The organism is Streptomyces sp. NPDC058683 (assembly GCF_042716195.1).
Classification (GTDB): Bacteria; Actinomycetota; Actinomycetes; order Streptomycetales; family Streptomycetaceae; genus Streptomyces.
On the sequence record NZ_JBHXSK010000003.1, the window covers coordinates 248150 to 268710 of the forward strand.

Genomic DNA, 20561 nt, shown 5'->3' on the forward strand with positions numbered 1-20561 from the left:
GACGCCGTGGCGCCCGCGGACCCGGGTGGTCGAGCAGCGGGTCGGGTCAGTAGGAGAACTGCTGGATCTGGCTGCCGTCGCCCGCGTACGTCCAGCCGGTCCGGGTTGCCGGGTCGAGCTGCATGACACGCTCGCGATGGGTTTCGAGCCGGCCGTTGTAGGACCCGAACAGCGGGTACTGGACGCCGGTCACGGTGCGCACCGTCTGGCCCGTCTTCAAATCGACGACGGCGATGCGGCCGGTGGCGTTGTTGTCGCCGAAGCCGTACTGCTGAAAGCCGCCCGTCGGCTTCAGGTCCGGGAGCCGGAAGGCGAACAGTGCCAGGTGGTGCTCACCGTCGACGGCGAGTGCGAGGGGCGCTTGCGCCGCTCCGAGGCTCACCTGGTCCCCGGCGGGCAACTGCGCGAAGTACCCGGTGCCGGCGAAGTTGACGCTGAAGGAGTGGTACCAGGTTTCGTAGAGGCTGCCCTTCTGGTCGGAGGCGAGGTCCGTGGCGCAAGGGGATCCCCCCTGGCTGCGGGTGACCGTCGCGCTGTCCAGGTCGATCGAGGCCATGGTGCCGGCCCCGACCGAGGCCAGGCAGTTGATGGCGGACCCGGACTTCTGCGCGGAGAAGACGCCGGTCGACTCGTCCACGTCCAGCAGGCCGTACGAGGTTCTCCCGTCCGAGGTGGGCTCGAGCTGAAGCGGCGTCCCCTGAGTGCCGGTCGCCGTGTCCACGGGCAGGACGAAGCCCGCACGGTCGCTCGAACGGTAGGCGAGCACCGCCGCACGGTGGCGCTTGGCGTCCACCCGCCCGCCCGTCACGACGTACTGGTCGTCGATGCGGACGGGGCTGCCGACCGCGTCGCCGGTGCTCGTGTCGTAGGTCTCGAGCCACTGCTCACCGGTGGTCGTCTGCTTGTGCAGGACCAGCGTGTGGTGGGCGGAGTCGACGCCGAACACCTCGTAGATGGAGCCGTACGCGGGGTCGCTCGTCAACTTGCGCCCATAGGTTCCGGTGGCGGCGTCGTAGTCGTACACCGAGCCTTCACCGGTGGGGCTTTCGACCGCCGCGACGGACGTGCCGCCGGGGACGATCGCGAAGTTCGTCAGGTTGGTGCCGTCGGGGGCCGGTCCGTCGTCGTATGCCAGCAGCGACGTCGGCGAGGCCTGCCCGACAATCCGGCCGTGCCGGTCGACGGCGAACACGCGCAGGTCGTACGCGATCGATGAGGGCAGCTTGAGCGCGAGGGCGTCGAGTGCCGCCGTGCCTCGTGTGCCCGTCAGCGAGCGGTCGAGCGTGGCCGGGCTGTCCACCCCGTTGTGGTCGCGGGTGGTGCCGTTCTGGTTGCTGACCAGGTTGTACGAGTTGTACATGTTCGGTCCGGGCGGGGAGAACTCCAGCAGTGTGCCGGTGGCGTGCTTGATGCCCGATACGTCGTAGTGCACCGAGAACCGCGGCGCGGCCCGGTCGATCTCCAGCAGGTGACCGAAGCCTCCGGCCTTCGCGGCGAGGGTCGGCGCTGCCGGGCGTTGCGAGGGGTCACCGCCGTCGACCCGGATCGAGGCGAACTCGCCGTACGCCGGGCCGCCCTTGGAGCCGGCCGTGGGGTTCTGGAGGATGCCGATCCCGTAGATGCCGCCGCCGGCGGAGAAGGCTCCGGCCGGGACGGTGACCGTGCCGCGCAGTGCCGTCAGCGGGGTGGTGTAGGAGGCGGAGAGGATGGGCGCCGCCGCGGGGCTCCAGTGGCCGACTCCTGACACGACCAGCTTCGGCGAGCTGACGTTCCGCACCCCGGTGAGGTCGTAGCTCACCCGCACGGAGTGTCCCGCGTCGACGACGGGCCGGACCACCGGAGCAAGGGACTCGGCGTAGCCGCCGTCGGTGGGGCCGAAGGTCAGCTCGTGGGTGGCCGAGGCCAGCACCTGGTGGCCGTGACGCACCTCGAAGGTGAGCGAGACCCGGCGGTCCGTCGTGGAGACGACCGGCAGTCCGGCCGCGGTCAGCATCTGCGTGGGGGTCAGCCGGATCGCCGGCACATCCGAGGTGAACTCGTGATTCCCGATGCGCAGCGCGTAACTGACGCCTTGCCGGTCGGGCAGGCCGGTCACGTCGGCGCCGATGGTCACCGGCCCCACCAGGCCCTCGCCGGTGGCGCTTGCGCCCGTGCCGGGTCCGGCCAGGTCGATGTAACCGGGGTCGGTGCCTTCGGTGTACGCGCCGCCGAGTCCGCCCACGGTCTGGCGATGCGCCACGGAGAGCCGGACGATGCGGGGCGTGCCGGTGCGGGCATGGCTGCCGTGCGCCTTGGCCAGGACCGCTTGCAGCGCGGCGGTGACGTCGAGTTGCGGGCCCACGTGCAGCGGCCGGTCGATCTGCGGCGGCGTGGGCACGGCCCGGCCGGTGCGCTCCAGCAGTGAACGGACGTCATCGGGGGACGGGTGCTGTCCGGTCAGCCGGGAGGCCTGGAGGACGACCGCGGCGGCGGCCGCGATCTCGGGCGCGGACGCCGAAGTGCCTCCGTTGAGGACCTCCGTCACCGACTGTGCGGTCTGGCCCTGGTGTTCGAAGGCGGGGATGCCGTCGCTGGGCGCCGAGACATTCACGCGGGTGCCGAATCCCGAGGAGAAGACCTCGGAACCGTTGAGCCTGGTGGTCGCCCAGGTGCCGTTGGCCGACGCGGCGCCGCCGTTCTGCGGAGGAACGGACAGCGTGTCGTCGGTCGTGGTGCCGCCCGCGGCGATCGCGCCGGAATCCAGCACCTTGCTCGGCGTGGTCGACAGCTGGTCGTCGTCGATCCGGGTGGTGTCGGCGGCCTTGCGCGTGATGTCGGTCGCGGTGCTGCCGCCGTCGGGCCCGACGGCCGCGTTGGTGAACAGCCTGGTCCCGTCGTTCGACGAGACCACCACGGTGATGCCGTACTGCTGCACGATCGACGCGATCACGGCCTGCTGGACCGGGTCGTCCTCCAGGTAGCGGCCGGGGAGCCCCTGGGCGTCGGTGCCGTAGCCGAGGCTGGCGGTGATCACGTCGGGTCGCGGCTGCTGCCGGGCCGCGGCCAGCAGCGCCACCGCGATCTGGCTGAACGTCGGCTGCTGCGGGACGACGAGCCGGTAGTTCGCGCCCGGGGCGATGCCCAGCAGGTCGGAGGCTCCGCTGCCCTGCATGCCCGGCCGCTGCAGCTCGTGCGGAAGCGGCGCCATCACGGAGAAGTCCAGCAGCACCTCGCCCAGCGCGGAGTCCTGCCCCTGGGTCGATCCGGTCGGGTCGAGTGCGCCGGTCGCGTCCGCGGTGTAGGTGGGGATCAAGGGCATCGTGGGGATGTCCAGGTACCGCTGGCCGTTCTGGACGACGGTCGTCGGCCCGCTCGGGGCGAGGTCGGGCGTCTGCGTGTCGGTGAGGTCGCCGACCGAGACGTTGGTGATGGTCTCACCGGTGCCCGGCAGCTGGCCGAACTTCTGCTTCAGCACACTGAAGGCACCGGTCGCGTTGACGCCGCCGGCGTTGAGGAAGCTCTGCGCCGAGGTGCCGAGAGCCGCGTTGCCGGGCACGCCGTCGGAGCCGGTCGCGCCGCTGTCCTGCCCCTTCCCCTTCTCCGACGAGCCGGACTTCCCCGTCGCGGCGCTCACCGAGGAGGGCAGCGGCACAGAGCCGGTGTTCATGGGGGAGACGGTCTGGTCGGGCTCGGCGTAGACGACACCGGGGGTGGCGGCCAGCGCCCGGGCGGCCGCCGTGGTGTCGCCGCCGGCGAGCTGGACGACCTGGACCTTGGACAGGTCGATCGCCCCGGAGCCCAGCTTCGCCCGGGCGGCCGAGCGCAACTGCTTCGCCTGGGCGGCCGACAGTTCGGGCACCAGGGGCCGCATGGAGACCGCGTGGGCCCGCTGGAGCGCGGTGTTGACCGCGGTGTCCGAGGTCAGCGGGGTACGGGCCTGCAGATTGCGCTGCTTCCCCAGCGACGTGCCCGTCACCTGGGTGGCCGAGCCGAGGACCACAAGGACCTGGTGAGGGCTGTTCTTCGCCGACTGCGCGGGCGTGGGCTTCAGGAACGAGCGCCACGGACCGAGCGCCGAGGATCCGGGTGTGGCGGGCAGCGCGGCCCCCGCACCGGGCTGTGCCGCCGATGAGCTGCTGCCGAGCGGGGTCTTCACGGCCGGCGACCGGCCGGAATCAGTGGCCGCGGAGCCGGACCCGGGGGAGCTTGAGGGAAGCGCGGCCGCGGGTATCGTTACGGCCGCGGTGATGGCCACGAGCGCGGCACCGACGGCACCAAGCCGTCTGCCGCGCGTGTGGGCATACGTCATGGGACACCTTTCTCAAGGAGCGAATCCGCGAGCACGGATCCGCACCGGAAGGCTCTGCCCGCTCGAACGTGCTCAGGACAGCGCCGACTTCAGCGTGAAAGATGTCAACCGCGACCAACGCAACACAAGATTACGAGGCTGGCGGATCTCTGCCAGGTGGCGGAAGCCGCCACGGAAATCGGCGGAGCGGTATGGAATTTGACGTGCTCGGGCTTGCGGAAGAAGCAGAACACGTCTACGTGGCACTGGTCCGGCAGCCTCGCTGCACCTCTGCGGAGTTGGCCGACGTCTGCGGCATGCCCGCGACCACCGTGGGAAGGCTGCTGTCCAGACTGGTCAAGGCCGGGCTCGCCGTGCAGGACACCGGACGCCCGTCACGCTTCACCGCCGCTCCCCCGGATGTCGCCGTCACCGCGCTGATAGACCAGCGCGAGCACCAGCTCAAGGAAGCACGAGCCCTGGTACAGCGGTTGACCGAGACCCACCGGGAGGCGGCCCGGATCAGCCAGCGCGACATGGCCGTCGAACTGCTCACCAGCCGTGAGCACATCAACGCCACCGTGCTCCGGCTGACTGTCGACGCCCGCCGCGAGGTGCGTGTGTGCGACCGGCCGCCCTATTTCGACGGCCCCGGCAGCAACCTCGACAGCCAGCTTCAGCAGCAGCGGCGCGGCGTGGTCTACCGGGTGATCTACGACCGCGAAGCGGTGGCCTGGCCCGGCAGGCTGAACAACGACATCGTGCCCAGCATGAAGGCGGGCGAGCAGGCACGGGTACACCCTGAGCTGCCCCTCAAGCTCGTCATCAGCGACGACCGGGCGGCCATCCTCCCCTTCAGCCTCGGACCTGGTGACCAGTCGGTCGCCTACCTGGTCCACCGCTCCCCCGTGCTCGTAGCTCTGGAATCGCTCTTCGAGGCACAGTGGGAGCGCGCAGCGCCGCTGTCGGACGCCCCACTGCCACCCGGCGCCGCCACCACCGCGGCGGCGGAATCCGAGGACGCAGAGCCTGACGAGGAGACGCGGTCCCTGCTCGCCCTGCTCGCCTCCGGCCTCACCGACACGGCCATCGCACGCGCCCAGGGCTGGAGCGAGCGGACCACCCAGCGTCGCGTCCACCAGCTCATGTGCCAACTCGGCGCCTCCACCCGCTTCCAGGCGGGCCTCACCGCCACCCGACGCGGCTGGCTGTGAAACGAGCACCGGCAGGCCTGACCCCAGTAACAGCCTGACGACGCACCAAGGGGCGGCACCCCCGCACAGGGTGCCGCCCCTCTCTTGCGTGCCGGGGCCGCCGTCCATCGGTCTTGAGGGTCGGGGACGGACGGCGGACCCGGGGTTCAGGGGAGGCCGGTCAGCTCACCGGCCTCCCGTCGGCAGCGCCTCAGCGGTGGTCGCTGCCCGCCGACTGCGTCGCCGCGCGGCCCGCCTCCAGGCGGGCCACCGGGATGCGGAACGGGGAGCAGGAGACGTAGTCCAGGCCCACCTCGTGGAAGAAGTGGACGGACTCCGGGTCGCCGCCGTGCTCGCCGCAGACGCCCAGTTTCAGGTCCGGGCGGGTCGCACGGCCGGCCTTCGCCGCCGCCGCCACCAGGGAGCCGACGCCGTCCCGGTCGATGGTCTCGAAGGGGGAGACGCCGAAGATGCCCTTCTCCAGGTAGGCGGTGAAGAAGGAGGCTTCGACGTCGTCGCGGCTGAAGCCCCAGACCGTCTGCGTCAGGTCGTTGGTGCCGAAGGAGAAGAACTCCGCGGCCTCGGCGATCTGGCCCGCCGTCAGGGCGGCCCGCGGGAGTTCGATCATCGTGCCGATCGAGAGTTTCAGGCTCGTGCCCGTCGCCGCCTCCACCTCCGCGATGACCCGGTCGGCCTCCTCGCGGACGATCTCCAGCTCCTGGACCGTGCCGACCAGCGGGATCATGATCTCGGCGCGCGGGTCGCCCTTGGCGTTCTTGCGTTCCGCCGCGGCCTCGGCGATCGCGCGGACCTGCATGGTGAACAGGCCGGGGATCACCAGGCCCAGGCGTACGCCGCGCAGGCCCAGCATCGGGTTCTGCTCGTGCAGGCGGTGGACCGCCTGGAGGAGCCGGAGTTCGTTCTCGTGGGGCTCCTGGCGGGACTCGGCGAGGGCCACCCGGACCGAGAGTTCCGTGATGTCCGGGAGGAACTCGTGGAGCGGGGGGTCGAGGAGGCGGACCGTGACCGGCAGGCCGTCCATCGCCGAGAGGAGTTCGACGAAGTCCTTCTTCTGGAGGGGGAGGAGGGCCTTCAGGGACTCCTCCCGGTCTTCCTCCGTGTCGGCCAGGATCAGGCGTTCCACCAGTTCACGGCGGTCGCCGAGGAACATGTGCTCGGTGCGGCACAGGCCGATGCCCTGGGCGCCGAAGCGGCGGGCGCGCAGGGCGTCCTCGGCGTTGTCGGCGTTGGCGCGCACGCGCAGCCGGCGCTTGCGGTCCGCGAACGCCATGATGCGGTGCACCGCTTCGACGAGTTCGCCGGCGTCGTGGGCGCCCGCGTGCATCCGGCCCTCGAAGTACTCGACGACCGGGGAGGGCACGACCGGGACCTCGCCCAGGTAGACCTTGCCGGAGGAGCCGTCGATGGAGATGACGTCGCCCTCCTCGACCACATGGCCCCCGGGGACCGTCATCCGACGGCGCTTGGTGTCGACCTCCAGCTCCTCCGCGCCGCACACGCACGTCTTGCCCATGCCCCGGGCGACCACGGCCGCGTGGGAGGTCTTGCCGCCCCGGGAGGTCAGGATGCCCTCCGCCGCGATCATGCCGTCGAGGTCGTCGGGGTTGGTCTCGCGGCGGACCAGGATGACCTTCTCGCCGGAGCGGGACCACTTGACCGCCGTGTACGAGTCGAAGACCGCCTTGCCGACCGCCGCGCCCGGCGACGCCGCGATGCCCCGGCCGACCGACTGTGCCTTCGCCTGCTCGTCGAAGCGGGGGAACATCAGCTGGGCCAGCTGGGCGCCGGTGACGCGCTGGAGGGCCTCCGTCTCGTCGATCAGGCCCTGGTCGACCAGCTGGGTCGCGATGCGGAAGGCGGCGCCCGCGGTGCGCTTGCCGACGCGCGTCTGGAGCATCCACAGCTGACCGCGCTCGATCGTGAACTCGATGTCGCAGAGGTCCTTGTAGTGGTTCTCCAGCGTCTCCATGATCTGCATCAGCTGGTCGTACGACTTCTTGTCGATGTTCTCCAGCTCGGCCAGGGGGACCGTGTTTCGGATGCCCGCGACCACGTCCTCGCCCTGCGCGTTCTGGAGGTAGTCGCCGTAGACGCCCTGGTGGCCCGAGGCGGGGTCGCGGGTGAAGGCGACGCCGGTGCCGGAGTCCGGGCCCAGGTTGCCGAAGACCATCGAGCAGACGTTGACCGCGGTGCCGAGGTCGCCGGGAATGCGCTCCTGACGGCGGTAGAGCTTGGCGCGGTCGGTGTTCCAGGAGTCGAAGACCGCGCGGATCGCGAGGTCCATCTGCTCGCGCGGGTCCTGCGGGAAGTCCCGGCCGGCCTCCGCCTTGACGATCTTCTTGAACTTGGTGACGAGCTTCTTGAGGTCGGCCGCCTCCAGCTCCGTGTCGACGGTGACCTTCTTGGCGTCCTTCGCCGCGTCGAGGGCCTCCTCGAAGAGGTCGCCGTCGACGCCGAGGACCGTCTTGCCGAACATCTGGACGAGCCGGCGGTAGGAGTCCCACGCGAAGCGGTCGTCGCCGGCCTGCTTGGCCAGACCCTGCACGGACTTGTCGGAGAGGCCGATGTTCAGGACCGTGTCCATCATGCCGGGCATGGAGAACTTCGCGCCGGAGCGGACCGAGACCAGGAGGGGGTTGTCGGCCTGCCCCAGCTTCTTGCCCATCCGCTGCTCCAGCGCGTCGAGGTGCGCACTCACCTCGTCACGCAGTGCCACCGGTTCCTCGCCGCTGTCGAGGTAGACCTTGCAGGCTTCCGTCGTGATCGTGAAGCCGGGGGGAACGGGGAGCCCGAGGTTGGTCATCTCGGCGAGGTTCGCGCCCTTGCCACCCAGGAGGTCCTTGAGGTCCTTGTTTCCCTCGGTGAAGTCGTAAACGAACTTCGCTACGTGGGGTTCTTTGTTTTCCGACACGGGTCTCGACTCCCTGAAGGACGCGGTGGCTGCCCTGACGGCGAGGAACATACCCAGATCGAAGGCGCCTGGGTACGTCTACTCGCGTGTCATGCGCCCGTAACCGACCGTCCGCCACGGGATCGAAAGTCAAAGCTTGGCAAGCGGAGACGGGCAGATGTTTTCACTTCTTGAACGCAAGACCGCTCAGGGTCGCACTATTTCGCTCAGATGAGCGGAGTGACTGCACGTCTGATTTCGATCGATGAACGATCAAGGGGTGGCACCCAGTGCCACCCCTTGGAGAAGTGCAGTCGCTCATGATCCGCTCATCTGAGCGCAACCCTTATCAAGGGTGGCGAGAATCACGCTGCCACAGACGCCGGGATTTCACCATGCGGACACGGAATGGACGCGGAAAGCGGACGGAAACAGCCGCGTCATCTCACCGGCGGCAGCCGCGCCGCCCTCACCGGTGACAGCCGCGCCGCCCCCACCGGCGACAGCCATGCCGCCCCGCCGACGGCAGCCGCGCCGTCCCACCGGCGACAGCCAGGCCGTCGTCCTACCGGCGGCAGGCGCCTCACATGCCGAGCGCCAGCAACCGCTCCTCGACCCGTTCCGGCGCGTACAGGTGCTCCACGACCAGCGCCCCGGCGCCGATCACCCCGGCCCGGTCCCCCAGCTGTGAGGTCACGACGTCCAGGTGGGCGGTGGAGCGGGGCAGCGCCCGCTGGTACAGCAGCTCCCGCACGCCGGTGAGGAACGACGTGCCCGCCAGGTCCCCCGCGATCATCAGCACGCCCGGGTTCAGCAGGGTCACGACCGTCGCCAGTACGTCCCCGACCCGGCGGCCGGCCTCCCTGGCCAGTGCCGCCGCCTCCGGATGGCCCGAGGCGAGCAGATCGCGCACATCTGAGCCGGAGGCCGCCGGAACCCCGGCCTCCGCCAGCCGCCGGGCCACCGCGCCACCGCTCGCGACGGCGGCGAGGCAGCCGTACGAACCGCAGCGGCACTGCGCCTCGGCGCCCACCCGGATATGGCCGATGTCCCCGGCGCCGCCGTCGATACCCCGGTAGATCGAGCCGTCGACCACCACCCCGGCGCCGATACCGGTCGAGACCTTCACCAGCACGAACGCGGAGCAGTCCGGATGCCTGGTGCGCTGTTCGCCGTACGCCATCAGATTCGCGTCGTTGTCCACCAGGACCGGGACCCCCGACGGCGCGCCCGTGTGCTCGGTGAACGCCCTGGCCATGCGGCCGCGTATGTCGTAGCCGTCCCAGCCGGGCATGATCGGCGGCTGCACGACCCGGCCGGTCTCGGTGTCGACCGGGCCCGGTACCGCGAGGCCGATCCCGCACACCTCCGTCGCCAGGTGGCCGGCCTTCTCCAGCAACTCGGCGAACCAGTGGCCGAGTTCGGTGAGTACGGCGTCCGGGCCGTCCTGGATGACCAGCGTGCCGGAGTGTTCGGCCAGGATCTCGCCGGTCAGGGAGAGGACGGCGGCCCGGGCATGGCGCGTCTCCAGGTCGGCGGCGAGGACCACCGCGTGCGCGTCGTCGAATTCGAGGGTGATGGAGGGGCGGCCGCCCAGCGGGGAGTCGACGGGGCCGCCGGCGCCCTCGCGCAGCCAGCCGGCGCGGAACAGCCGGTCCAGGCGCAGGCCGACGGTCGCGCGGGAGAGTCCGGTGGCCTGCTGGAGGGCGCCGCGGGTCACGGCCCGCCCGCTGCGCACCAGCTCCAGCAGTTCGCCCGAGCTCGCCTGTCCGCCGCCCTTGCCGGTCCTGCCGGGACGTCCGGTCATGCGCACCCCCTTGTGTTTCTCAAGCTTGCATTACATATTGAGTTTTGCGTGTTAAATAGACGTAACCCTACGGTAGCCACAGCCAAACCCGGTCGGCCGGATGTCTTCGGGGAGCCCCGAGTGGATCGCACTGCCCAGCTCACAGCCCATGCGCTCGGTTCCGGGATCGCATACGATCCACCCTCCACGCGCGCCCCCGGCACCATCGGCCCAGGGTCCCTGCACGTCAGAGCCGCACGTGTGCTCGCCGACAACTGGACCGGCAGTTCGACCGTGCCGTCCCGGAGCCTGTACCCGCACCAGTGGTCCTGGGACTCGGCGTTCGTCGCGATCGGCCTCAGGCACCTGTCGCCGCTGCGCGCGCAGACGGAGCTGGAGACGCTGCTGGCCGCCCAGTGGGGCGACGGGCGGATCCCGCACATCGTGTTCAACCCCTCCGTGCCCCTCGACGCGTACTTCCCGAGCCCCGACTTCTGGCGTTCCTCGACCGCGGGGCGCGCCGCGGGCGCCCCCCGCACCGTACAGACCTCCGGGATCGTGCAGCCTCCGGTGCACGCGCTGGCCGCCTGGCTGGTGCACCTCGCCGATCCCGGCCTGTCGCGGGCACGCGGCTTCCTGGCGAGCGCCTATCCCCGGCTCGCCGCCTGGCACCGCTATCTGCTGCACCGGCGGGACCTCGGCGGCGGCGGTCTCGCGTCCGTCGTGCACCCCTGGGAACAGGGTATGGACAACAGCCCCTGCTGGGACGCCCCGCTGGCCCGTGTCGCGCCCGCTCCGGCGCGCTCCTTCCACCGCGCCGACCTGGACCACGGCGCCGCCGAGGACCGGCCGACGGACCTGGACTACGGGCGGTACGTGCGGCTGGCGACGGAGTACCGGGACGCCGAATACGCCGACCGGCGGCGGGAGTTCGCCGTCGAGGACCCGGCGTTCAACGCGCTGCTCATCGCCTCCGAGCACGCCCTGGCGCGGATCGCACAGGAGTTGGGGGCCACGGGGACGGCACGGCACGCGCGCGCGGAGCGGCTGACGGCGGCGCTGGTGGACCGGCTGTGGGATCCGGAGCGGGAGATCTTCCTCTGCCGGGACCTGCGAGGCGGCGGCGGACTGATCCCCGAACGCGGGGTCTCGGGTCTGATCCCGCTGATCCTCCCGGAGTTGCCGCGCGAGATCGCCGCGGCGCTCGTCCGCACGCTCAGCGGCCCGCACTTCGGCACCGGCACCCATCTGGTGCCCAGTTACGACCTGCTCGGCGCGGCCTTCGACCCGCACCGGTACTGGCGCGGCCCGGCCTGGGCCAACACCGGCTGGCTGCTGGAGCGGGGGCTGCGCGAGCACGGCGAGCGGGAGCGGGCGGACGCACTCGGCGAGGCGGTCCTGCGGACGGCCGGCGCGACCGGGTTCGCCGAGTACGTCGACCCGTACACGGGCGAGGCGTGCGGCGCGACCGGGTTCAGCTGGACGGCGGCGCTCGCACTCGATCTGCACCACCGGCGGCACGCACCGCACGACGGGCATCAGAAACTGCAAAAGCGCCAAGAGCCTCAAAAGCTTCAAAGCATGGACAAGAGCTGACAAAACGAGGTGTCTTCGACGGACACCGCACGTTCGACCTGTGGGACAAAGGAGGGGACCGGGGATGACGGACCGGCATCATCTGCTCGTGCACGGCGCGACGTTCGCCGCCGTGGACGACCGCGGAGACATCAGCGGCGTCCGGGGCGGCGGCTCCCCGGACGGGTTATTCGTACGGGACGCCCGGCACCTCAGCCGCTGGCAGCTGACGGTCGACGGGGCGCTGCCCGAGGTGCTCACCCCGGTCTCCGACGGAGACGGCACCCGGTGTGTGCTGGTCCCGCGCGGCGGCCGCCAGGAACCGCCCGCGCACACCCTCTTCCGTGAACAGGCCGTCGGCGACGGCTCGTTCGCCGAATCCCTGCGGGTCACCAGCAACCGTCCGGTGCCGACCACGATCCGGCTCGCGATCACCGCCGACGCCGACTTCACCGACCAGTTCGAACTCCGCGCCGACCACCGCACCTACACCAAGTCCGGCGCCGTACGCTCCCGCCAGGTCCTCGACGACGGGGTGGAGTTCGGCTACCGCCGGGGCGAGTGGCGGTCCTGTACGACGATCACCGCCGAGCCGGCGCCGGACGGCGTCGAGGAGACCGGGACCGGCGCCCGGCGCATGGTGTGGACGCTGGAACTCCCGCCGCACGGCACGGCCGAGCTGGTCGTACGGGTCATCGGGCGCCCGCACGGCGACAAGCGGGCCCTGCGCGTCCCCCGCGACCCGGCCGCACTGAACGAGCAACTCCTCGCCCTCGAAGGGGAGTTCGTGGAGGGCGTGGCCTTCCCGACCGGCTGGCCCGAGCTGGCGGCGGCCTGCGCCCGCGGCCTCTCCGACCTCGCCGCGCTCCAGGTGCCGGCCACCGGCCCGGACGGCGAGGAACTCAAGGTCCCCGCCGCGGGCGCCCCCTGGTTCCTCACCCTGCTCGGCCGCGACGCCCTCATCACCTCCCTCTTCGCCCTCCCCTACCGGCCCCGGCTGGCCGCCGCCACCCTCCCGGCCCTCGCCGCCACCCAGGCCACCGAGGCCGGCGCGCACTCCGTGGCCCAGCCCGGGAAGATCGTCCACGAGGTACGGCACGGGGAGCTGGCCCACTTCGGGCAGGTGCCGTACGGCCGTTACTACGGCTCCGTCGACGCCACCCCGCTCTTCCTGATCCTGCTGGGCGCGTATGTGGAGCAGACCGGGGACACCGGCATGGCCCGGCGCCTGGAACGCAACGCCCGTGCGGCCATCGGCTGGATGCTCGACCACGGCGGGCTGACCTCACGCGGCTATCTCGTCTACCGCGCCGACAAGGGCGGGCTCGCCAACCAGAACTGGAAGGACTCCCCCGGCGCGATCTGCTCCGCCGACGGCAGCCGGCCGGTGGGCACCGTGATGGCGGCGGGCGCGCAGGGATACGCCTACGACGCGCTGCGCCGGACGGCGTGGGTGGCGCGGACGGTGTGGGCCGACGAGACCTACGCGGCGCTCCTCGAACAGGCCGCCGCCGATCTGCGGGACCGGTTCCAGCGCGACTTCTGGATGCACAGGTCCGCCTTCCCCGCGCTGGCCCTGGACGGGGAGGGGCGGCAGGTCGACGCGCTCGCCTCGGACGCCGGGCATCTGCTGTGGTCCGGGCTGCTCGACAAGGAGTACGGGGAGGAGGTCGGACGGCGGCTGCTGGAACCGGACTTCTTCTCGGGGTGGGGGGTACGGACGCTGGCCGCGGGGCAGGCGGCGTACCACCCGTTGTCGTACCACCGGGGATCGGTGTGGCCGCACGACAACGCGCTGATCGCGTTGGGGCTGGCGCGGTACGGGTTGCACGACGAGGCGCGGGCCGTGGCACACGGGCTGGTGGACGCGGCGACGGCCGGCGGGCACCGGCTGCCGGAGGTGCTGGCCGGGTACGGGAGGGACACGCATCCGGAGCCGGTGCCGTATCCGCATGCGTGTGTGCGGGAGTCCCGGTCGGCGGCGGCTCCGCTGGCGCTGCTCACTGCCGTGGGCGGTGCGTAGGGGGTCGGGGTTCGCTGCGGGCCGGTGAGGTTGTTCGCGCCCGCGCGGCGGAGCCGCATATCGACACAGTCCCGCGTCCCGATCGGGGCGCTGTATTTGCCCCTTGTTTGCCGAAAGACCTGAACAGGGGGCTTGTGTGAGCCGTACGGGAAGACGGCGGGCCTGGACCTCCTCGGCATTGGCCCGCCGATTCCGTTTCACGGGTCTCGCACGGAAGGACCTCCGGGTTGCCTCAGCACACGAGCATTCGCCAGTCATCGGACACGCCCTCCGGGCCGTCCGGACGCGAGGGCGCACCGGAGGAGTCCGAGGCCCTGACGTCCGAGCGGAAAGCGGCTCCCGAGACCTCCGAGCCCGCTGCCGACGCGGCTGCGGAGACGTCGCCCGCGGATCCTGAGGAGACGGCCGAGGAGATAGCCGAGGAGACGGCCGTGCAGAGCGCTGCCCCGGACGCCGGCCCCCCGGAATCCGGACCGGAATCCGCCGCCGGGCCCGAACCCGAGCCCGAACCGGATTCCGCACCCGAACCGGAACCGGCGCCCGCCGCCGCGGCCGAGCGGTCGACGCCGACCGCCGAAGCCACCGACGCCGAGTCCGACTCCACCGACGCCGAGTCCGATCCCGCGTCCGAGTCCGACTCCGCTCCGGGCCCCGATGCCGCATCCACAGCCGACCCGGAAGCCGCATCCGCCACCGGCCCGGGGGCCGCACCCATCGCCGGCCCGGAATCGGCGTCCGCCGCCGACTCCGAAACCGCACCCACCGACCCGGAAGCCGCGTCCGCCGTCGACCCGGAAGCCGCGTCCGCCGTCGACCCGGAGGTCGCGCCCACCGTCGAAGGCGGCAGCGAACCCACCCCCGTCCCCGTCCCGGACGTCCCGGACGCCCCGGACGCTCCCGCCCCCACCACCCCCCGCCGTCGCGGCTGGGCCTCCTGGAGTGGGCGGGTTCGGGTGCGGCGGGAGGCCTGGCGGGAAGCTCATCCTGCGGCTGCGTCCGCGCTGTCCGTCGGCATCAGCGTGCTCTGCGCCGCGCTGGTGATCGCCGCGCTGGTGATGCCGAACACGGTCGTCGGGCTCGGGCCGGTGAAGTTCCTGCGGCTACCGTCCGAGGGGATCATCGCGGCCGCCGTCGCACTGGCGCTGCCCCGGCGGCCCCGGATCGTGCTGGCCGCGGTGTTCGGCGTCGCGCTCGGTGCGCTGACCCTGATCAACTTCCTCGACATGGGGTTCAACGAATACCTCGGCCGGAGCTTCAACGCCATCCTGGACTGGAGCCTGCTCAGCGACGCGGAGTCGTACCTGGAGGACACCCTGGGCAAGACGGCCACCGTCGCCGTCAGCGTCGGTGCCGTCGTCCTCGTGCTGCTGCTGTTCGTGCTGCTCGCCCTGGCGACGGTGCGGCTGAGCAATCTGCTGGCCCGGCATCCGGGACGGGCCACCCGGGGCACGCTGATCGCGGGTGTCGTCTGGATCACCTGCTCCTCCTTCGGCCTCCAGATCGCCGGCGGTGTGCCGCTCGCCTCCGACCGCACCGCGACCGCGCTGGAGATCAAGGCTCGCCAGGTGCGGGACACCCTGCACGACGAGGCGGAGTTCCGGAAGGTCGCCAAGGTGGACGCCTTCGGGAACACCCCGGCCGACCAGCTGGTGCCGGACCTGCGCGGCAAGGACGTGATCTTCACGTTCATCGAGAGCTACGGCCGCAGCGCCATCGAGGACCCGATCATGGCGCCCGGTGTCGACAAGATGCTCGACGCCCAGACCAAGTCACTCACCAAGGCCGGTTACGCCGCGAAGAGCGGCTGGCTGACGTCGGCGACCTACGGCGGCAGCAGCTGGCTCGGGCACTCCACGACCATGTCGGGGCTGTGGGTGAGCAACCAGCAGCGCTACCGGACCGTCGTGGCCAGCGATCACCTCAGCATCACCAAGGCGTTCCAGAAGACCGGTGACTTCGACACGGTCGGTGTGATGCCGGGCATCCAGAAGGGCTGGCCGGAGCAGAGCTACTACGGCCTCGACAAGGTCTACAACGCCTTCCAGCTCGGGTACCAGGGACCCAAGTTCAGCTGGTCGACGATGCCCGACCAGTACGCGCTCCAGCAGTTCCAGGACCGGGTGCACAGCAAGCAGCCGGCCGACGGCAAGTCACGGATGTCGTTCCTGATCCTGACCTCCAGCCACCAGCCGTGGGCGCCGATCCCGAAGATGGTGCCGTGGGACCAGCTGGGCGACGGTTCGGTCTTCGACGCCATCCAGAAGGCCGGCAACAAGGCGTCCGACGTCATCGCCGACACCACCAGGTCCCGCCAGGAGTACGGCAAGTCGATCGAGTACTCGGTGACCGCGCTCACCCAGTGGCTGGAGCGGTACGGCAACGACAACACGGTGCTCGTCTTCCTCGGCGACCACCAGCCGATCGCCCGGGTCAGCGGCAACCACGCCAGCCGTGACGTGCCGATCTCGATCGTCGCCAAGGACCCGAAGATGCTGGACGCGATCAACTCCTGGAACTGGACCGACGGCCTGCGCCCGGCGCACAACGCCCCGGTGTGGAAGATGAGCTCCTTCCGCGACCGATTCCTGACGGCCTACGGCTCCACGCCGCACCCGAAGAACAACTAGCCGCTGCCTCCCGGCCGCCGTCACCTCCGGACGAGGACGGCCGGGAGACGACCGGTCCGACCCCATCGCCCTGCCGTCCGGGCACCCCCTCCAGGCCATGGGCGACGCCAAGAGCGACGTCGTGCGCCACGGCCTCACGGTCGCGCCATATCGACAAGGTTTGACATATGCGTATGATGTTTGGGTCTGTCTGGTGAATGCGGTAGGCGCAAAGAGGCGCTGCCCAGCAAAGCCCACGGCGTAAGCGTCGTGTGGCATTCGCCTCTTACGTCTTCTCGATTGACGGTCGTCCCCTCCGCACTGGTCCGGTTCCGTGGCCGCGGGCTCCGGGGGCACCGGAAAGGCCCACCATGCGCATCGCACCGCAGCGGACTCCGCACGCCCCGGCCCATGCGGCGCAACGCCGCCGCCCGGGTGTCGACGAACGGTCGCCCGCATTCCGTGCGGAGCGGAACAGCCTGCAATCGGTCTCCCTCGGAACGGCCGGCCTCGGCGGCGCATGGCAGGCGGCGTCAGGGACCCTCGGTGTGCCCCTGGCGGTGAGCCACGCGCTGTTCGCCCTGAGCGGTCTGGTGTGGCTGGTGCTGCTGGTGCAGTACCTCCGTCACGGAGGCCGGCGGTGGCGCACCGTCCTCGACGACCTCCACCACCCGGGCCAGGGCTTCACCCTCGCCTACGTCCCCATCGTCGGCATGCTCGCCGCGGGGCACGTCTTCCCCGACGTGCCGGACGCGGCCCGCTGGGGATACGCGGTGTTCGCCCTCATGGCCGCGGTCATCGCCGCGCGCCTGCTGGCGCACTGGGTCACCGGTGGTCTCGCGTCCGCTCCGCTGCACCCGGGGTACCTGCTGCCCGTGGTGTCGGCCCCGTTCATCTCCAGCATCACCGCCTCGACGCTGCACCTCCCGCAGGTCGCGGCGATGACCTTCGCCGTCGGCGTCCTGTACTGGCTCGCCTTCGGCACCGTCGTCCTCGGCGGCCTGGTCGCAGGCGGCGCCGCCATGCCGCAGCCCGCCCGTCCCACTCTCGCCGTGCTGGTCATCCCGCCGGCCACCGGCGGGCTCGCGTGGACGTCCGCGCACCGCGGGGTGTTCGACGCCGTGGGCGAGGGGTTCGCCGGGCTGGTGCTCTTCACCCTGCTGGTCGTCGTCCTGCTGCTGCCGGACCTGCGCCAGCAGTCGTTCCACTACGGGTACTGGGTCTTCTCGTTCCCGGCCGCGGCCGGCAGCAACTTCCTGCTCCGCTGGCTCCACGGGACCGCCCCGACCGGCTGGCGACCGGTGTCGTGGCTCCTCCTGGCCGTGGTCGGCTCGGCGTTCCTGCTGCTGTACGCGGCGACGCTGCGGCACGCGCGGCAGCGCCGCCGGAGCCGGGTTCAGCCGCCGGACGTGTCCAGCTCGGCGTCCTCCGTGATGCCCGCGCAGTCGTAGGGGTCCTTCAGCCAGCCGTCCGGCAGCACCACCCGGTTGTTGCCGGACGTGCGGCCGCGGGGCCCGTCGGCGCCCGTGGGCCAGGGCTGGTCGAGGTCCAGCTCGTCCAGGCCCGCGCGGAGTTCGGCCAGCGAGGAGGTGATGGCCAGGCGCTTGCGCATCTCGCTGCCGACCGCGAAGCCCTTGAGGTACCAGGCGACGTGCTTGCGGAAGTCGACGACTCCCTTGGCCTCGTCGCCGAGCCACTCGCCGAGCAGCGTGGCGTGCCGGACCATGACGTCGGCGACCTGGCGCAGGGACGGGCGCGCGATGTCCTCGTGGCGGCCCTCGAACGCGGCGACCAGGTCCGCGAACAGCCACGGCCGGCCCAGGCAGCCACGGCCGACCACGACTCCGTCGCAGCCCGTCTCGCGGACCATCCTGAGCGCGTCCTCGGCCGACCAGATGTCGCCGTTGCCGAGGACCGGGATCTCCGGGACGTGCTCCTTGAGGCGGGCGATGGCCTCCCAGTCGGCGGTGCCGCCGTAGTGCTGGGCGGCGGTGCGGCCGTGCAGCGCGATCGAGGTGACGCCCTCCTCGACCGCGATCCGGCCGGCGTCGAGGTAGGTGATGTGGTCGTCGTCGATGCCCTTGCGCATCTTCATGGTGACCGGGAGGTCGCCGGCGCCGCTCACCGCCTCGCGCAGGATCGCGCGCAGCAGGTTGCGCTTGTAGGGGAGGGCCGAGCCGCCGCCCTTGCGGGTGACCTTCGGGACCGGGCAGCCGAAGTTCAGGTCGATGTGGTCGGCCAGGCCCTCCTCCGCGATCATGCGGACGGCCTTGCCGACGGTGGCCGGGTCGACGCCGTACAGCTGGATCGAGCGCGGCTTCTCGGTCGCGTCGAAGCGGATCAGCTGCATGGTCTTCTCGTTGCGTTCGACCAGCGCCCGGGTCGTGATCATCTCGCTGACGAACAGCCCCTTGCCCCCGCCGGCTCCCGCCTTCGCTTCGCCTCCGGCGAAGGCTCCGCCTCCGGCGAAGTGCCGGCACAGGGTGCGGAAGGGTGCGTTGGTGATCCCGGCCATGGGGGCCAGGACGACCGGCGGCCGGACGCTGTGCGGGCCGATCTGGAGCGGGGTCGTGGACTCGGGCATTCCCCCATTGTCCCGTACGGCCCGCGGTGCTCGGCAGGCCTGTGGACAACCGCCGCTTCCGCACCCTCCGTCATGATCATGTAACACTCATTAGTTAGACGCACTATCGAAACGGGCGTACGATGGAGCGCATGCCCGAGCTGAGCCCCCGCCGTCGCATGCTCGTGCTCGCGATCTGCTGTATGAGCCTGCTGATCGTGAGTCTCGACACCACCGCCCTCAATGTCGGCCTGCCGTCCATGCAGCGTGAACTGCACGCCTCGACGGCCGGTCTGCAGTGGACCATCGACGCCTACACCCTGGTCCTGGCCTCGCTGCTGATGCTCGCGGGGTCGACGGGCGACCGGGTCGGCCGCAAGAAGGTCTTCATGACGGGCCTGGTCGTCTTCTCGCTGGGCTCGCTGCTCTGCTCGCTGGCGCCGAACCTCGAATCGCTGATCGCGTTCCGCATGGTCCAGGCGGTGGGCGGTTCGATGCTCAACCCCGTGGCCATGTCGATCATCACCAACACCTTCACCGACCCGCGCGAGCGGGCCCGGGCGATCGGGGTGTGGGGCGCGGTGGTCGGCATATCCATGGCCGCCGGACCGCTGGTCGGCGGCCTGCTGGTGGAGTCGGTCGGCTGGCGCGCGATCTTCTGGGTCAACCTCCCGATCGGTCTCGCCGCGCTCCTGCTGACGCTGCGGTTCGTGCCGGAGTCCCGGGCGCCGAAGGCCCGCCGGCCCGACCCGGTCGGCCAGGTGCTGGTCATCGCGCTGTTCGGCGCGCTGACGTACTCGATCATCGAGGCGCCGACCGCCGGTGCGGGCACGGTCCTGCCGTTCGCCGCGGTGGCCCTCGTCGCCCTGGTCGGCCTCCTGTGGTACGAGCCCAGGCGTGACGAACCCCTGATCGACCTGCGCTTCTTCCGTTCGGCGCCGTTCAGCGGCGCGACCGTGATCGCGATCAGCGCGTTCGCCTCGCTCGGCGGCTTCCTGTTCCTGTCCACGCTCTACCTGCAGAACGTGCGCGGTCTGGACGCCCTGCACGCGGGCCTGTGGATGCTGCCGATGGCCGTCCCGATGTTCCTGTGCGCCCCGCTCGCCGGCCGCCTGGTCGGCAGCCGGGGTCCGCGGCTGCCGCTGGTGATCGCCGGGGTGGCGATGACCGCGAGCGCGGTGCTGTTCGCGGCGTTCGAGGCGGAGACCTCGGACACCACCCTCTTCCTCGGCTACGTCCTGTTCGGTATCGGCTTCGGCTTCGTGAACGCCCCGATCACCAACACGGCGGTGTCGGGCATGCCCAGGACCCAGGCGGGCGTCGCCGCCGCGGTCGCCTCGACCAGCCGCCAGCTGGGCCAGACCCTGGGCGTCGCGGTGATCGGCGCGGTACTGGCGTCCGGGATCGGCTCGTCGTCGTACGCCGGCACGTTCGTGGGCGCCGCCCGGCCGGGCTGGTGGATCCTCGCGGGCTGCGGCCTCGCCGTCCTGCTTCTGGGCGCCCTGACGAACGGCCGCTGGGCCCGCGCCACGGCCGAGCGGGCCGCGGAGCGGCTGGCGTCCCCGGAGATACGCGCGGCCGTGGGGTCGACGCAGCAGGTCCAGGCGTAGGGCCCGGTGAGGTTGGCGACGCGCTGT

At 71.3% G+C, this 20561-nt stretch carries 10 protein-coding genes; 6 read left to right on the forward strand and 4 right to left on the reverse strand.

Annotated features, from left to right (window positions below):
- Positions 1-46: 46 nt before the first annotated feature.
- Positions 47-4135: a S8 family serine peptidase gene (locus tag ACFWXC_RS04920; RefSeq protein WP_384473144.1), complete on the reverse strand. Its 4089-nt coding sequence runs from the start codon at positions 4133-4135 to the stop codon at positions 47-49.
- Between the two features lie 344 nt (positions 4136-4479).
- Here ACFWXC_RS04920 and ACFWXC_RS04925 point away from each other — a divergent pair, with 344 nt between their 5' ends.
- Positions 4480-5481, forward strand: a complete 1002-nt coding sequence (locus ACFWXC_RS04925; protein WP_384473147.1) for a TrmB family transcriptional regulator — start codon at positions 4480-4482, stop codon at positions 5479-5481.
- 190 nt (positions 5482-5671) lie between these two features.
- Here ACFWXC_RS04925 and ppdK read toward each other — a convergent pair whose 3' ends face one another.
- Positions 5672-8392, reverse strand: coding sequence for a pyruvate, phosphate dikinase (gene ppdK, locus ACFWXC_RS04930; RefSeq protein ID WP_384473149.1), 2721 nt, complete (start codon positions 8390-8392; stop codon positions 5672-5674).
- A gap of 562 nt (positions 8393-8954) precedes the next feature.
- Positions 8955-10178 carry an ROK family protein gene (locus ACFWXC_RS04935; RefSeq protein ID WP_384473152.1) on the reverse strand — a complete coding sequence of 408 codons (1224 nt, stop codon included), beginning with the start codon at positions 10176-10178 and terminating at the stop codon, positions 8955-8957.
- A 120-nt stretch (positions 10179-10298) separates the two neighbouring features.
- On the opposite strand from ACFWXC_RS04935, the gene ACFWXC_RS04940 reads away from it, so the two are divergent.
- The 4 genes from ACFWXC_RS04940 (at position 10299) to ACFWXC_RS04955 (ending at position 17812) form a co-directional block, all read left to right on the forward strand.
- Positions 10299-11753 carry an amylo-alpha-1,6-glucosidase gene (locus ACFWXC_RS04940; protein WP_384473155.1) on the forward strand — a complete coding sequence of 485 codons (1455 nt, stop codon included), beginning with the start codon at positions 10299-10301 and terminating at the stop codon, positions 11751-11753.
- 64 nt (positions 11754-11817) lie between these two features.
- Positions 11818-13755, forward strand: coding sequence for a glycogen debranching N-terminal domain-containing protein (locus ACFWXC_RS04945; RefSeq protein ID WP_384473158.1), 1938 nt, complete (start codon positions 11818-11820; stop codon positions 13753-13755).
- A 1055-nt stretch (positions 13756-14810) separates the two neighbouring features.
- Positions 14811-16382, forward strand: coding sequence for a sulfatase-like hydrolase/transferase (locus ACFWXC_RS04950; protein WP_384473435.1), 1572 nt, complete (start codon positions 14811-14813; stop codon positions 16380-16382).
- Positions 16383-16732: 350 nt separating this feature from the next.
- Positions 16733-17812 (forward strand): hypothetical protein, encoded by a 1080-nt coding sequence (locus tag ACFWXC_RS04955; protein WP_384473160.1) that lies wholly within the window; start codon positions 16733-16735, stop codon positions 17810-17812.
- Here the strand turns inward: ACFWXC_RS04955 and dusB are convergent.
- Positions 17758-18945 carry a tRNA dihydrouridine synthase DusB gene (gene dusB / locus ACFWXC_RS04960; RefSeq protein WP_384473163.1) on the reverse strand — a complete coding sequence of 396 codons (1188 nt, stop codon included), beginning with the start codon at positions 18943-18945 and terminating at the stop codon, positions 17758-17760. The genes ACFWXC_RS04955 and dusB overlap by 55 nt on opposite strands.
- 131 nt (positions 18946-19076) lie before the next feature.
- Between dusB and ACFWXC_RS04965 the strand changes: the two genes are divergently transcribed.
- Positions 19077-20534, forward strand: a complete 1458-nt coding sequence (locus ACFWXC_RS04965; RefSeq protein WP_384473166.1) for an MFS transporter — start codon at positions 19077-19079, stop codon at positions 20532-20534.
- Positions 20535-20561: the final 27 nt, after the last annotated feature.

Coding starts and splice junctions, on each gene's coding strand:
- ACFWXC_RS04925 (WP_384473147.1), top strand. CDS start 4,480: ATGGAATTTGACGTGCTCGGGCTTGCGGAAGAAGCAGAACACGTCTAC.
- ACFWXC_RS04935 (WP_384473152.1), bottom strand. CDS start 10,178: ATGACCGGACGTCCCGGCAGGACCGGCAAGGGCGGCGGACAGGCGAGC.
- ACFWXC_RS04945 (WP_384473158.1), top strand. CDS start 11,818: ATGACGGACCGGCATCATCTGCTCGTGCACGGCGCGACGTTCGCCGCC.
- ACFWXC_RS04950 (WP_384473435.1), top strand. CDS start 14,811: ATGCCGAACACGGTCGTCGGGCTCGGGCCGGTGAAGTTCCTGCGGCTA.
- ACFWXC_RS04955 (WP_384473160.1), top strand. CDS start 16,733: ATGCGCATCGCACCGCAGCGGACTCCGCACGCCCCGGCCCATGCGGCG.
- dusB (WP_384473163.1), bottom strand. CDS start 18,945: ATGCCCGAGTCCACGACCCCGCTCCAGATCGGCCCGCACAGCGTCCGG.
- ACFWXC_RS04965 (WP_384473166.1), top strand. CDS start 19,077: ATGCCCGAGCTGAGCCCCCGCCGTCGCATGCTCGTGCTCGCGATCTGC.